Below are 14019 nucleotides of genomic sequence, written 5' to 3'. Positions count from 1 at the left end.
TGGGCTAGGAATTCTGATAGTGGCCATTGTAGCGAAAAGCCACCAGACGGTCTGGTCAGATGTCAGGTGGTTTCTGTACTGACAGAATCGGCGGTGCAGTCCGCCGGGTTCAATTCCATCAAGGCAGGAGTTTGCCGCCGAGAGTCGTGGACGTTGACACTTTGCCGTTTGATTGGACAACGGTGACCGTCTGACAGACAGGTCGGCCAGTATGGATATTGTATAGCGTATTCGTGCTAATGCTCTTTCCGTCAAGAGTCCGGAAATGGTTGATCTCACCGATGAGCTTGCCGCTATTGTCGTAGGTCTTCATAGTTGCTCCTTTGTGATGTGAAGTAATACGGGGCGTCCCTTTCGGTTCCGGAACACTTCAATTGCAAGCGTCATGACCTCCTCGGTTGCCTCATCCCTCAATGAATGAAGTTCCTCAGCTTCAGCCAGAGAGTCCAATGTGTCACTCAGACTCTCGCTCGTTGGGGTTTGCCCCCTGCCGTTAGGGGGCTTGAATCTGACAATCACCTTCTCCGTCATGCTGCTACCTCCTCTTTGCATTGATTCTTCTCAGGAGCCTGAGCGGAGCCAGATTGCTTGGCTTCTCGTACCCACCGCACAACCGAGGCTCTACTCACGCCGTATCGCTTCGCGACATCAGTCAGACTCATCCCGCCGAGCCGGTCGGAAACGATGGCGTCATGGTCAACCTCTAGAGGCTGTCTGCCGCACGGAAGGCCGTCCATCTTCCGTCTCCGCATACCGGCGCGGATGCGCTCCCTAATCAGGTCCGCCTCCAGTTCAGCGATGCTCGAAATAATGGTTAGAAATAACCGTCCCATCGCACCGTCGGTCGCGATGTTTTCTCGGCGAGAGACGAACTCTACGCCTAGGGAGTCCAACTCATCGACAACGCCTAGAAAGTGTTTCGTACTGCGTGCAACGCGGTCGAATGCGGCGACAATGACAACGCCGAACTTCCTCTTGCGGGCATCCTTTAGCATCGCGTCGAGGCCGGGGCGACGTGCCTTGCTGCCCGAGATACCGACATCGGTGTACTCGCAAGCGACCTCGTAGCCACGCTGCTCAGCGAATTTGCGGAGATCATACAACTGGTTGTCCACACGCTGGTCTGAGGTACTCACTCGGGCGTAGATTGCACATTTCTTCATGCCAGTTGCCTCCTATGGCTCTTAATCAAAATCATCTGAGAGATGACAAACGTGAATTGTCTGGGCTTCGTTCGCATTATGACCTTTTTGCACTTTGTCCAATGGTCATAATATAGACCGCCTTTGAGCGAGATGCAAGATTATTCTGACCGGAGGTCAGTATGTATAATTCCCGCATGGGCTGGCGGCTACAAAAAGTGGCGGTGTGCGATATTTGCGGCCACGCTTGGATTCCATCGGTCGAGCGTCCAACTATCTGCGCCAGTAAGAAATGCAGAAGCACACTGTGGGATAAGGGCGGCGTGGATGGGCGTACGAAAGAGGCTAGGGTTAAGAAAAAGCGGACCCAGAAAACTCCGAAAACTTCCCCGGCGGAGAAAGGGGCGACTACATGAGCAAGAAGCTGCTTCTCGGAATCGTTGTTATTGTCGCGGTTGTCTTTGTTCTTACGCGAACAAGACCCGTCACACCAGCGCCGTCAAAGGTGATTACGTCTTCCTCGGACACAACATCTTCCGAGAAAGACCAAACTGACACCTCTTCGACATCAATAAGCCCACTGACTTTTCACGGAAACCCGTGCTCCTCCGATTGCGGTGGACATGAAGCGGGATATAACTGGGCGGAAGAACATGGGATCGACGATGAGAGCGACTGCGACACAGCCGGGGAGACTTCGAACTCGCCATCATTCGCGGAAGGTTGCAGAGATTATGTGATTGAAAACAAGGCTGACAATGACAAGTCCGATGATGATTCTGACGAATGAGACTGCGGTGAATGATGAAAATAGATGATCCAATTGAACACACCCGCGCTCTATTACCAGAGGAAGCTCCAGACGTGATTGGTGACGTTCTCCAAATAGCTGGCGCATTTCTGCCATTGGCTGGAATCATCTCAGCGGTCGAAAGCACATTGAGTAATGCCGAGCGTTGGCAGCGGGTCACAACCGCTGTTCGCTCTCTGTGCAATGAATTGGAGCGGACTCAGAATCGTTGGCCATCTGATATGCAAACTGTCTTTGCTTCAGTCTGGTTCAAGAGAATGTTGCAAACGTTAATTGAAGAGTCCAAACGTTCCGTAAATGAAGATCATGCAAGCCTGTTAGCGAGGGTTGCCGCGCATGGTTGTTTCCCGACTGGACAGGACGAACATCGGCAGGAAGATTTGGCGACGTACGTTCACGATCTCGCCGAACTCGGGGAAGACGACATTCAGATGCTCAAATTGCTAGGTGAATCCTACCGGGAAGCTTTGACTAAGACTCCAAATCTGCATGATCCCAACTACTTCTCGATGCACTACAAGGGTTTCTGCGATAGAGCGCACCAACTGAAAATTCACAACGACGACCGATTGTCCACTGGATCACGATTAGCGGGATTCGGTTTAGCGATCCTCAGTCCAATCCCATACACGAGCACAGGTTCCTCTGAACAGTTCTATAGGCCCAGCAAGCGGGGATTCTATTTGCTCTCGCTACTTGACGCCGCAGAGCTTCCGGCTGACAAACAAAACTGATCTTTGTACCTAAAGCGGGGCCTTTTAACTTCTCGCTCTTTATGAGCGCCTTACGATTAAACCTTGATCAAGCGTGCTACCACTGGGTCATAGACGTATTCAGTAATAGTCCCATCCTTGATGCGCTCAACTGCTTCGTCGACAGCATGGAGCGGAACGAGGAACCATTCACGCGGCCTGACCGGGGTTCCGAAGCGGTCTTTAATTTCCAAATTCAACTGAGCGCTGTCGAACACCCGGTGGATGAGGTTCTCCAGCTTGACCCGGTTTATGTTGTACAGGCTGTAAGTCGCAACAACTTCCACGTCGGCCATAAGGAACGTGGGGTCAAGCCTTGCGTTAGCAAAGCGTGCTTCAACCTTACCGCCCGTGACGCCAATCTTGTGGAGAACGTTGCGGTGTGCGGCGATCTCTGGCTGCTCTGACTTGCTCCGCAATACGTAGATGGTACCGCTGCCGAGTTGGTCACCGGTTAGCTCCTGAGCAAACAGCGGCCCGTTGTCCGGGTTTGTAATGATTCGTGCTGTCTCATCCCGATGAAGCGCACGTTGGAATGAGCGCATTAACAAATCGCTTTCGGTTCCGTTGTCGTAAATGACCCGCAGGCGGCTGTCGCGCCGGTCATACTGTGTCTTGAAATCTTCACCAACTTCGGCGATGTAGGCGATTTGCCCCTGAACGATGAAGAATGGATTCGCCTGAATCTCCGCAAGCCTAACTTCATCAAGCTTCTGAAACGGTAGAGTCTGTCTCACCCCGTCCTTTAGCTCTCGCTTCACTTGCTCAAAGAGGGGCTTGTACTCTTCAAAGTTCTCGCAGACGGCACGATGAGCAATCTCTTCCGCAGCCCGCTTTTCTGCACTGCTGCGGACGTGCCGAAGCTCGTTTATGTCGCTGGAGCCGATAGCGCCTTCGAGTTCTGAACGCAGTTCGTCAAGGTCGACGTCATCATCACTATGGGCTGGCTCCGCAGATACGACCAACAGTCTTTGATGGTCGAGGGGAGCAAGGAGAGCGCGAAACTCCTCAAGCTCTCTCAGCCGGTTGAGACGAACTGCGTACTGCCGCTCAAATATGTCCTTGTCTTCGCCATGCTGCGGTACGTAACCATGCTTCTCGACAAAGCGTTGAATCTCCTCAAAACCCGCTATGACTCTCTCTTCAACAGCAGATCGGCCTCGCGTTTTCTCTGGTTCAGCGTACTCGGAAAGCTCAGAACGAAGTTCATCAAGATCGAACTCATCCGGCATACCGTCCCTCCTTGTCGAAGCGGAGGAATGCCGACGCACCTTCGGCCATCTTCTTTTCCCATGGGTCTTGTGCGGTAGGCGAAGGGACTCTGCCACGCTCCTTTTTGAATTTGAGCGCCCGTACCGCTAATGTTTTAGCCTCGTCGGGCGTCAGGACTGTTCGCTTGGCCGAAATAGCCGCAGCGACATGCCTCAAGCTTTCCTCGCTCATCGTCTTTGCCAAAATGGCGTAAGCCTCTCCGAATGGATTGATCCGGTCAATCAGGTCAATGTCGAGTTCCCGGACGTCCATCGCAAAACGCCTCACACCTTCAATTAGCGACATATTCGCCTTGGGCTCGTCGTCGCCGCTAGACGCTTGCTTCGCCTGTTGAGTGAAGTTGAGAGCGGCAATCGCGTGCTGACGAACTGCCTCTTGTTCTTCGGCATCAAGCGCGGGATACTTATCCTTGACAATCTTGCCCATCCGCACTTGCGTCAGCTCTTCTGGTACAAGTTCCTCATCAAACAATCCACGCTCGATGGCCGTCTTGTCCTGTACGAAGGCGGCTATCACTTCATTGAGGTCTTCTTGACAGATGCGAGTCGCCTCTTTTGTCTTGGGCAGTGTCAGCCCCTTAATCTCAATTTGGATTGCACCCGTCTGCTCGTTGACGCCAACGTTGCATCTGTTCTCGTCGTAGCCACCGGCTCCGTATTCGTAGCCCGGAGTAGGTTGGTTCGCCGAATTCTTTGGGCGGAACTCGAAGCGTGGTGCAAGAACCTGTTCCATGAGCAAGCTGGCGGCAATGGCCTTGAGCGTATCGTTGACAGCTTCGGAGACAGCCTCCTCGGCGGCATCCGGCTCTGCAATGAGATTGGTAAATTGAGCGGTGGCCTTCCCCTCGGCATCGCGAGTGACACGCCCGATGATTTGAACAATCTCGGTCAGGCTGGAGCGATAGCCAACCGTCAGGGCATGTTCACACCAAATCCAGTCGAAACCTTCCTTTGCCATGCCCAATGCAATGATGATGTCCACGTGGTCACGAGTGAATTTTTTGGTGGGGTCTTTTAACGCACTCACAACGCGATCCCGTCTGGCCGAGTCATCATCCACAAGGTCGGCAATTCGAAGAATCTTGCCACTGGGAATCTTCACAAGCTGGAAACCTGTTGCCGGGTCGATGCCCTGCCATTCTCCCAACGCCCCGATGATGTGCTCCACTTCTTTAATCTTGTCCTTGGTACTCTCCCGCGCATTCACATTGGGGATGTGGACAATCGTCTTCTTCGCCGGGTCAAGCACGCTTAGAATCTCGTCAGAGTACGAGCCACTGTAGAAGTAGTAGCCGATATCGAGTTGCTTAAGGTACTCGTACCCATTCAATTGCTCATAGTAGGTGTAGGTGACGGTTTCAAATTTGCTCTCGTCCACCGGGTCAAGGATTGCCCCGGCATCGCCACGGAAGTACGAACCCGTCATAGCGAAGAGGTGTACACGGTTCCGGTCGATAAGCTGGCCGAGATACGTACCGAGGATGTTCCCATCATCGGCGGCGTCCTCGGCCACGGCCTGAATCATCGAGCCGAAGATGTCAGGGTTGATTTTCTTCCAGTCCAGATTGCCAATGTGCAGTAGGTATGAACGTGCAATCTTGCTGAAGCGTGGTACTTCAAGGTTGCCGGAGAACAGTCCACCGTTCACATAGGGGAAGCCGATAGCCCACCGGGGGATGTTGCCTGCATCCCTGTCTTCTGCCTTGGTGTTCATGGCAAGGAATAGCGTACGAATCACATCATGGGTGTTGGAGGAGTCCCGGTCGCACATCCGTTCGATGGTGCCGGTGAACAGGTCGGTGTTGAAGATGCCGGTGTCCTCCGCGAAGAAACAGAAGATGAGCCGCGCCATAAAGTGGTTCATGTCATGGCGGCGTTCCCCTGTCTCCCAGTCAGGGTTATCCTTCCGCAGTTCAACATAGAGGCGGTTAAGCCGACTCGTTGCCCGGATGTCGAATGAGTTTTCCGCGATTTGCCGCACTGTGGTTATTCCAGCGAGAGCCAGAAAGAAGCCGAAGTGGTCAGGGAAATCCTTATAGGCGCAGGCGACCGTTTCACCATTGGTCAATTCCTCCGCCTCAAAATCCACGCCGTCAGTCGCCAGAATGAACTTTGCCTTGGCTTTAGCGGTTGCCGGACTTTGACGGAGTGCAGCCAAAGTCCGCGTCACCTCACCTGCATCGCATGTAGCAATGTGGATATTGTTCGTTTGGAGGACGCCGCCGAGATCAGATTTGTTCGAAGCACCGGCCTTGAGACGCTTGATGGTTGTGTCCTTGTTACCAAAGGCTTCGAGGAAAGCGTAGGGGAAGTGTTCCCGGTCAAACTGCCGCTCAGCCAGCAGCGATACTGCCTCTTCAATCTCAACTGCGTTCAACGGTACTTCCCTCCCGCTTCAAGTACACAACCTGCAATGCTTCCATTCGAGGTCGGTCAAACGGATGCCACAGGCGGCCCCCACTGCCCACTGTTGGTTGGACATGGCGGATGCAACCGAATTCCCGCCGTGCCTATGAGTAATGGATTCTCAATCTTCTAGCGTAGTCTCGCGACTAGCACTGGTCAACGTGTGCTCGGAAGTCATTGGAATCGCTGGATTGCCCACCTCGTATCGCGTTAGTCGCGATCAATACCTCGTTGGACAGGGGGAAAACCCAAGAGCGATAATAATTTCCAACCTTCTAGGTTAGGAATAGAATGCGCCTCTTCGTCGCCATCACCGACTCGGACTGGTTTGGCTACTTGACAGACCTGCGCCCGGACGAAGTCAACTTCTGGCGACCGAGCGGAGCAGAGTCCTTCCATTCCCTCGTTCCCGGGGAGCCACTTCTATTCAAGCTCCATAGCCCGAACAATTTCATCGTTGGGGGTGGTTTCTTCAGCCACTACACCGTCGTGCCAGCGAGTTTCGCGTGGGCGGCTTTTGGGAAAAAAAACGGTGCTAAGACCGAATCTGAGATGCGACGGCGGATTGAGAAGTATCGGCGTGTAGAACCGGGCACTGCCAACGATTACAACGTCGGTTGCATTCTTCTGCAAAGCCCCTTTTTCTTCCAGAGGGATGAGTGGCTTCCTGTCCCCGACTGGCCTAAGCACACGGTTCAGGGAAAGGGGTTCACAACCGACGAGGAGGCCGGTCGCCGGATTTGGTCGGAGGTCAGTCTTCGGCTGGAAGCTCGTGCCCTACCGACAATGGAACCAGAACTCTTCGAAAATGGATCTCGGTTTGGGGAACCTCAGACGATTATGCCTCGCCTCGGTCAGGGTGCGTTCCGCGTGATCGTGACCGACGTATATAAGCGGCAATGCGCCCTCACCAACTCGCATGTACTTCATGTGCTTGATGCTGCCCACATCCGACCCTACGCTGAAGGTGGAAGTCATAATCCCACGAATGGCCTCCTGCTCCATCAAGATATCCACACCCTGTTCGACAGGGGATACATGACGGTCATGCCGGATTTCCGTGTTGAGGTGAGCCGTCGTCTCAAGGAAGAGTTCGATAATGGCAAGGAATATTACGCGCTGCAAGGCAAGGTAGTGCACCTGCCCGGTGACCCAGCATTCAGACCGTCCGTGGAGCAACTGGCGTGGCACAACGAGAATAGGTATAAGCCTTGAGGGATAGGACTACTCAATCGATATTGGTTGACAAAACTCCTAGGAGCAAAAGGTTCTGGTAACCGACTAGGACTCCACTTGAAGTGGTCAGACAAGTGACTCTTTTAACAATGTGAGGAGAACAAGAAAGTGGCGATACTCTCTACTCGTGAAGGACTAAACGGTATCCTCGATGCCGCGACCCAATGGAAGGAACAGTGCCTCCTCTCAAGCGGTTCCATATTCTCAGACAAAGAACTTTGGAACGCCAAAAATATTGACCTGCTCGATAAATATTTTGTGCAGAATCCCATTGAAGGTAAGGACAGCTTCATCAATAAGCTTCGCCTGCAGTTGAAGCCAGCAGAACAGGAAGTAAAGCAATTGGCGGCAGAGATGATATGGGCTTTGCTTCTTTTCCCATCCAACATCTCTGGCAACAAAAAGAGGGAAAGCGTGATGGAGGTGTGGTCATGGTCTGGAATGAAGATCGACAGTGAACATCCCATGCTCAAAATACTAGACTTCGGCGTTGGCTCAGGAGGGATAGCGTACTTCATCAAGAGGCCGTATGAACTGGCTTTCCAGATAGAATTACTTCAATTCTTGAAGGCCGACGGTTCACCCGGACGAGCATTGCTGAAGTCTAGCCCGTGGGATTTCGGAAACTGGGTTGATAGTCTTCCGAGCACTGGAAAGCGTCAATTCAGGCATATGCTGCTGTACCTTCTATTCCCTAATGATTTCGAGCGTGTGTCGTCCGGCTCCGAGAAGCAGACGATTGTGGACGCGTTTCCAGAACTTGCTTCCTCGTTCGTGGCCACGCGGGACGAATCGTCAGCGATTGAACTTGACCGGACACTCTTGATCATTCGAAGAGGTTTACAGCAAAGGTTTCCGAGGGAAGAAATCGACTTTTACCACCCTCCCGTCAAGGAAATTTGGAAACCAGACAGTGTGGCCGACAGCCCCGAAGAAAAGCTTCCCCAAGCTGAAGAAGAAGTGCCAAGCGATTTTGAAGTCGATGGCGCGTATTCGATAGATTCAGCAATTCAGGACATCTTCTTGGAGCGATCCGAATTCGAGGAAATCCTCGAAACGATTCGCAGCAAGAAGAACGCAATACTTCAGGGGCCTCCGGGAGTTGGAAAATCCTTCGTCGCGCAGGAAATTGCATATTCATTGATTAAGTCTAAAGACCCACAGAGAGTGAAGTTCGTTCAGTTCCACCAGTCATACTCGTATGAGGATTTTATTGAAGGCTTTCGCCCTCAAAAGAACGGCGGGTTCGAGCTGCAGAAAGGGATATTCCGCCAGTTCAGCGAAAAGGCTACTTCAGAGCCACAGAATCAGTATGTTCTCGTGATTGATGAGATAAACCGAGGAAACCTCAGTAAGATTTTCGGCGAACTGCTGCTTCTGATTGAGCACGATAAGCGGTCTCCACGATTTGCGCTCAATCTTGCCTACTCGAAAGACAGCTTTTTTGTCCCTCCGAACCTCTACATTGTCGGGTTAATGAATACCGCTGACCGTTCCCTCGCACTTGTCGATTACGCTCTCCGTCGTCGCTTTGCTTTCATTCCGTTGTCTCCGAAATTCAAATCACCGAAGTTCCGTGCATGGTTGGCGGAAAGAGCCACGGAACAAATTGCCGATGCGGTGGTAGAGCGAATGACTGATCTAAATAATCTGATTGAAGCGGACGGATCACTTGGTCGCGGATTTTGCATCGGTCACAGCTTCTTCTGTCCGAGCAAGCTGGAGACAAATTTGGACGAGAAGTGGTTTAAGCGCGTGGTGAAGACAGAAATTCAGCCACTGCTCGAAGAGTACTGGTACGACGATCCTAAACAATCAAGCGGATTGATCGATAAGCTGAGTGCATCCATTTGACAATCCCGATCCAAAACGTCTACTACCTGCTCTGCTTCGCGTGGAGGTATGCGCCAGAAGAACTCGCCTTTGACGTTGGCGCAATTCCAGCAAGTTCCGATGTTCTGGATTTATGCTCTTATGTGCTCGTCTCGGGCGTAGACCGTCTTCTCAGGAGGGGGCTAGACAGAGGGTACACAGTGCTCGTGGAAGAGGCAGCGGTTCTCCGTGGCCGGATTGAGTTCACTCAGACCGTCAGACAGCGGCGTCACGCGACCATACGTGCAGTGTGTAGCTACGATGACCTAACAGCGAACATACTACACAATCAAATAATTCGCTCATCGATAGGTATCTTGATGGGAGCGGGGCATGTAAGTCTTGAACTGAGAGACAGCCTCAAGAGAACTTACTCAAAATTAGCAGGGGTGGACACGATACGAGTGGACGCCAGCCACTTTGGAAAGATTCAACTCAATCGGAACAACCGATACTATGGATTCCTACTCTCAGTGTGCAGACTCGTCCATTCCCTTTTGCTTCCAGACAGGGATACAACCGGAAAGACCCAATTCACGGACCTCCTGTCAGACGAGAATAAGATGTCAAGGGTATTCGAGGAGTTCCTTCGCAATTTCTATAGACAAAAGCAGGGAGAATTTACAGAAGTGGGGTCTAAGACTCTGAAGTGGGAGGCGTCTGCACTCGTTCCGAGCGATTTACAATTTCTTCCCCGAATGCAGACAGACATCACGTTGTACAGCAATACGAGAAGCGTGATAATCGACGCAAAATATTATCAAGATGCTCTTCAATCACATCACGGTACTAAGAAGGCACACTCTGCCAATTTGTATCAGCTTCTTGCATACCTACGAGCCGAACATGCGCTCAAGTCGGTGATTCTGCCGGAGGGAATGCTGATCTATCCAGTGGCAGACAGTTCGATGGATTCTTCATTCGTCATTGATGGATTCCCCGTAACGCTTTTCACATTGAATTTGAATCAGCGATGGGAAGCAATTGAGGAGGAACTTCTGTCTCTTTTGGGAACTCAGAGGCATGTGGCGCATAGCCCCTCTGTATATAGAGAGAATCTCAATTGAGCGGAACGGTGAGATGCACGCTGCAATGCAATAAGAGCAAAGCTTTACATTATCGTTAGTTGGTAGATCATCGCAGGAAATGCAACGCTTGTTCAGAACTGACAAATCTCGCGATGCTCGATAATGGAGCATTTGATTCGGGGCATATTGCGCTACTCCTTATAGAAGCCCTCAGGACGCGGCAGCACGTGAAAGCAGGGGAAGACGTCCCGGCGGCGGCAAGGTAGGCTCTACGGGTGGTCAAAAAGGTCTACGGAGCAATTTGAGCAAGGGTGACCGAAGCCACGGCAGGAGTGAGGCTCCATCAGAGAAATAAATGTGAAGATTGCTACGCAAAGCAGCTAGGCTCATCTACCGGTTTATGCACTGAGATCGGGAATGGCCACTTTGGGCTCAATTTTGGGGTGCCACGCATATTTAGAGATATGATCTACGAATCATGCCAAACCTTTCTGAACTTAAGTCTGGAGTAGACGACATCGCCCAGCGGTTTTTCACGCTTCTCGAATCTCTACCTATCCCAACCGACGAGGTAACCGGTCGGTTCTATCACATCACGACTAGTCTTGGTAGAACCGCGCTCATTAACTACAGTTTGCTTACGAGAGCATTCGACGATGATGCTCAGGACTACCTAGCGTGGTCATGTCGCAATCTGCTAGAGATCGATGTTTTCATGCGCAATATACTCTTATCAGAAGTAAAAGCAGACGAATTCGCCTCTCATAGGTGGATAGACGGTATCGAAATTTTGAAGAAGCTGAAGAAGCTGGAACTATTGGCGAACCCGTCTCTGACAGTAAGCTCATTCGACGCCATGTTGTCTGACTTCACTTCAAAGATGACTGCCGAGGGGGGCGTTATTACAGGGCACCTGATAACGCGCAATTGGGCTAACGATGTAGGGCTTGCTGAGGAATTCGACAGCCTTAATAAAGTGTGCTCTAAGTTTGTTCATCCAACTGTGTGGTCAATTCTGACGGAAGATGTCGGCGCTGCTCGATTTCCTGATGCCCGTGACTTGTTCTATGGCTACGGAGCGAACTACTTTATGGACATCTACCTGAAATTCAAGGGGCACATTGATAAACACGGCTTGAGGCATCCCTAGCGGGATGGAATTCCTCGCAGTCCCCCACTTTTTCATTGAGCCTTAGTTCGGTTTCCCGCTGTACGACCTGCCAACGTGAGCTAGATACTTGAGAAAATCTTGTCCATTGAAAGACACCTCTACCATTTCGCTGGGATAGATCACAATTAGCATTCGATCCTTCATGTATGCCATCCACTGTTCGAAGGAATAGTCCACGTATGTTTTCGGGTAGTTCTCTACAGCCTTCTCATAGTGTTCTTTAAGATCATTCACTGGAATAGGACCACGAGAAGTTAACTCTGCTAAGGCTTTGACTTGGCTTCCAAATATTGTGTACCACGTAATGTCGTGCTGATAAGCGACCGCACCGACACCTATGAAACGGGCATAGAATGCTTCCTTATTGGTAGCAGAATACTTTTGAGCGACTATTTTGATATTGTTTTCCATTTCTGCTGTTACCGGACTGTAGTATGCCTTGGCGAAGAACACATTCGTATCGAAGTCAACACTGGGATGCTGACCGAGCAACGCTGATAACGATGGAACCCCCGGAACTATTCCCGGTGCTTGTACTGGGACGATAGCGGCAGACTCTTCCTCCTCCTTGACGAAGGACATCGTGACTAACACGATGGCATCAACCACGAGCATTGTTCCTAGCCCGTAACCTACTCCGATGGAAATCCAGTGGGTCCAGCCGCTTACCTGTGCCCCGAACGCGCTTCCTGCGATGGCCAGACCTGTAGCGAACGTCAAACACCGGAAGTTCGTGAAATGCTCTCTCGTGGACATAATTCATTGTCCGCTCAAGCATCCCTCGATGACAAGTACGCAGTTCGCTACTCACTCATATGCGCTTTAGCTGTTCCCCGGCTTCCACAACACCAGTGTCCTAGTCCCAACCATCGTGCCCGATGCCTTAAAGCTGCCTGATGGGTTGGCCTCATCCATCATGCAGTATTCGTCCAGAAGCTCTTGGAAAGCTGCGGTCTTTTTGTCTTTGCGGTATTGCCAGCCGCCTCCGCCGATAGCAGCAAGCCTGCCACCCGGCTTCAAGAATTTGAACGCATGGGTAATGTGCTCAATGTCGCCCTGTTGTTCAAAGGGCGGATTCATCACAACCCGGTCGTAGATGGGCTCGGGATCAACACTCAGGAAGTCTGCCAGCGAATCTCGTAGCACTTGATTTTAGCGTCAGGATGAAGCTCTCTAATCACATCAGCAAGGCCACCAGAACCGGCAGACGGTTCGAGGACGGATAAACCTCCATCCCAAATGTCTGCGTAGCCTACAACGACCTCCGCAAGCTCTCTAGGGGTTGGAAAATAGCCATTCTTGGACAACAGCATGACTTCGCCGGTGCTGATGATGGTTTGGATTTCAAACGATGGGTCATGCGGGAAGACATGGCCTTTCTTTGCCTTATTCCACTTTCCTCCGACCTCTTTCAGAACTTTGTCAACTTCGGTGTAGGTGGTTCGGTCGAGTGTGCCGGGTAGGGTGAGAATGTTATTTAAGATTGTTGAGGCTGATAGGGCTTCTACTGCGAGTGCGGATAGCTTTGTTTTTCTCATACCAAGGAACTTGGTATTTGCCTTTTCTACCTCACCCGCTCAGAATTAAGACAGGTGACGGGAGGCACTACTGGAGAGAAACAACATGACAAATAGAAATGGAAAGACCTGCTACGCCTGCGACCAACCGGCAACGACTAGAGAGCACGTTCCGCCACAATCGTTTTTCCCGGAAGGCCATCGAATCAATCTCATTACTGTGCCCTCATGCCCAGCTCACAACAATGCAAACTCGCTTGACGTGGAATACACACGGAACGTCGTTTGTCTGGCTTTGGGAGTCAACGAGGTAGGAGACAAACATTTTCAAAACAAGGCCATGAGGTCTCTTGAACACAGCCCAGCCTTGCTCTATGCATCTTTCTCAGACATCCGCCCTGCAATGGTTCAGGGTGAGACAGTTGGTGTATTCACTACCGACGTCGAGCGCGTTAACGCGGTGATGAGGGGTATTTTCACAGCGTTGCACTTCCGGGAGACCGGAGAGAAGATTCAACTTTGGGAAGTCCTGACACCAAACTTGTCGCTGCCGCAAGAAGGAACTACGCTGGAACAGGTATTGGCCTTTCGTGCCGTTTATTCTCTAATCTCACAGATGAGGTTTGAGATTCGACCTACGACTACACCAAAGGTCTTTCACTATGCGGTAGCGGAGATAGACGGAGGCCGGGTGTACAGGATGATGTTCTACGACGGTTACCTAGTCTATGGATTTATGTCTGAAAGCTCAACCGAGCCTCCGCAATAGCAGCATACTCTTCACTCAACTCGATGCCGGAGACATCATCCCAA

13 protein-coding genes are annotated in these 14019 nt (G+C 51.4%); 7 read left to right on the top strand and 6 right to left on the bottom strand.

Annotation, left to right across the window (positions count from 1 at the left end):
• Nucleotides 1-527 precede the first annotated feature (527 nt).
• Nucleotides 528-1163 (bottom strand): recombinase family protein, encoded by a 636-nt coding sequence (locus tag AC5S27_RS12085; RefSeq protein ID WP_493934809.1) that lies wholly within the window; start codon nt 1161-1163, stop codon nt 528-530.
• Nucleotides 1164-1554: 391 nt separating this feature from the next.
• On the opposite strand from AC5S27_RS12085, the gene AC5S27_RS12080 reads away from it, so the two are divergent.
• Together AC5S27_RS12080 and AC5S27_RS12075 are read left to right on the top strand one after the other, a co-directional pair.
• Entirely contained in the window at nt 1555-1932 is a 378-nt protein-coding gene (locus AC5S27_RS12080; RefSeq protein WP_493934808.1) for a hypothetical protein, read from the top strand.
• An 11-nt stretch (nt 1933-1943) separates the two neighbouring features.
• Nucleotides 1944-2687 carry a hypothetical protein gene (locus AC5S27_RS12075; protein ID WP_493934807.1) on the top strand — a complete coding sequence of 248 codons (744 nt, stop codon included), beginning with the start codon at nt 1944-1946 and terminating at the stop codon, nt 2685-2687.
• Nucleotides 2688-2743: 56 nt separating this feature from the next.
• On the opposite strand, the gene AC5S27_RS12070 is transcribed toward AC5S27_RS12075, so the two are convergent.
• Together AC5S27_RS12070 and AC5S27_RS12065 are read right to left on the bottom strand one after the other, a co-directional pair.
• Nucleotides 2744-3937, bottom strand: coding sequence for a GIY-YIG nuclease family protein (locus AC5S27_RS12070; protein ID WP_493934806.1), 1194 nt, complete (start codon nt 3935-3937; stop codon nt 2744-2746).
• Nucleotides 3927-6353, bottom strand: a complete 2427-nt coding sequence (locus AC5S27_RS12065) for a type IIL restriction-modification enzyme MmeI (RefSeq protein WP_493934805.1) — start codon at nt 6351-6353, stop codon at nt 3927-3929. The genes AC5S27_RS12070 and AC5S27_RS12065 overlap by 11 nt, the downstream gene beginning before the upstream one ends.
• Before the next feature lie 320 nt (nt 6354-6673).
• Here AC5S27_RS12065 and AC5S27_RS12060 point away from each other — a divergent pair, with 320 nt between their 5' ends.
• The 4 genes from AC5S27_RS12060 to AC5S27_RS12045 all read left to right on the top strand — a co-directional run bounded on the left by AC5S27_RS12060 (nt 6674) and on the right by AC5S27_RS12045 (nt 11668).
• The gene (locus tag AC5S27_RS12060) at nt 6674-7597 is read left to right on the top strand and encodes an HNH endonuclease (RefSeq protein WP_493934804.1); all 924 of its coding nucleotides are present in this window, start codon (nt 6674-6676) and stop codon (nt 7595-7597) included.
• A gap of 129 nt (nt 7598-7726) precedes the next feature.
• Complete coding sequence (locus AC5S27_RS12055) at nt 7727-9472, top strand: AAA family ATPase (RefSeq protein WP_493934803.1); 1746 nt, start codon at nt 7727-7729, stop codon at nt 9470-9472.
• Entirely contained in the window at nt 9469-10557 is a 1089-nt protein-coding gene (locus tag AC5S27_RS12050) for a 5-methylcytosine restriction system specificity protein McrC (RefSeq protein ID WP_493934802.1), read from the top strand. The genes AC5S27_RS12055 and AC5S27_RS12050 overlap by 4 nt, the downstream gene beginning before the upstream one ends.
• Before the next feature lie 439 nt (nt 10558-10996).
• Nucleotides 10997-11668 carry a hypothetical protein gene (locus tag AC5S27_RS12045; protein WP_493934801.1) on the top strand — a complete coding sequence of 224 codons (672 nt, stop codon included), beginning with the start codon at nt 10997-10999 and terminating at the stop codon, nt 11666-11668.
• Nucleotides 11669-11710: 42 nt separating this feature from the next.
• On the opposite strand, the gene AC5S27_RS12040 is transcribed toward AC5S27_RS12045, so the two are convergent.
• The 3 genes from AC5S27_RS12040 to AC5S27_RS12030 form a co-directional block, all read right to left on the bottom strand.
• Nucleotides 11711-12445 (bottom strand): hypothetical protein, encoded by a 735-nt coding sequence (locus AC5S27_RS12040; protein WP_493934800.1) that lies wholly within the window; start codon nt 12443-12445, stop codon nt 11711-11713.
• A 66-nt stretch (nt 12446-12511) separates the two neighbouring features.
• Entirely contained in the window at nt 12512-12769 is a 258-nt protein-coding gene (locus AC5S27_RS12035; protein ID WP_493934799.1) for a hypothetical protein, read from the bottom strand.
• Between the two features lie 35 nt (nt 12770-12804).
• The gene (locus AC5S27_RS12030; protein WP_493934798.1) at nt 12805-13227 is read right to left on the bottom strand and encodes a hypothetical protein; all 423 of its coding nucleotides are present in this window, start codon (nt 13225-13227) and stop codon (nt 12805-12807) included.
• 85 nt (nt 13228-13312) lie between these two features.
• Between AC5S27_RS12030 and AC5S27_RS12025 the strand changes: the two genes are divergently transcribed.
• A complete protein-coding gene (locus AC5S27_RS12025) occupies nt 13313-13975 on the top strand; it encodes a hypothetical protein (protein WP_493934797.1) in 663 nt (220 codons plus the stop codon).
• Nucleotides 13976-14019 lie beyond the last annotated feature (44 nt).

The sequence above is a fragment of the Acidicapsa borealis genome (assembly GCF_059115245.1).
Note: the sequence above shows the minus strand (reverse complement) of the source record. Positions and strands in the feature narration are given on the sequence as shown.

What these genes read in the sequence shown, in the direction of transcription:
- AC5S27_RS12035 (WP_493934799.1), bottom strand. Translation starts at nt 12,769, where the DNA reads ATGAATCCGCCCTTTGAACAACAGGGCGACATTGAGCACATTACCCAT.
- AC5S27_RS12060 (WP_493934804.1), top strand. Translation starts at nt 6,674, where the DNA reads ATGCGCCTCTTCGTCGCCATCACCGACTCGGACTGGTTTGGCTACTTG.
- AC5S27_RS12025 (WP_493934797.1), top strand. Translation starts at nt 13,313, where the DNA reads ATGACAAATAGAAATGGAAAGACCTGCTACGCCTGCGACCAACCGGCA.
- AC5S27_RS12080 (WP_493934808.1), top strand. Translation starts at nt 1,555, where the DNA reads ATGAGCAAGAAGCTGCTTCTCGGAATCGTTGTTATTGTCGCGGTTGTC.
- AC5S27_RS12075 (WP_493934807.1), top strand. Translation starts at nt 1,944, where the DNA reads ATGATGAAAATAGATGATCCAATTGAACACACCCGCGCTCTATTACCA.
- AC5S27_RS12040 (WP_493934800.1), bottom strand. Translation starts at nt 12,445, where the DNA reads ATGTCCACGAGAGAGCATTTCACGAACTTCCGGTGTTTGACGTTCGCT.
- AC5S27_RS12045 (WP_493934801.1), top strand. Translation starts at nt 10,997, where the DNA reads ATGCCAAACCTTTCTGAACTTAAGTCTGGAGTAGACGACATCGCCCAG.
- AC5S27_RS12085 (WP_493934809.1), bottom strand. Translation starts at nt 1,163, where the DNA reads ATGAAGAAATGTGCAATCTACGCCCGAGTGAGTACCTCAGACCAGCGT.
- AC5S27_RS12070 (WP_493934806.1), bottom strand. Translation starts at nt 3,937, where the DNA reads ATGCCGGATGAGTTCGATCTTGATGAACTTCGTTCTGAGCTTTCCGAG.
- AC5S27_RS12030 (WP_493934798.1), bottom strand. Translation starts at nt 13,227, where the DNA reads ATGAGAAAAACAAAGCTATCCGCACTCGCAGTAGAAGCCCTATCAGCC.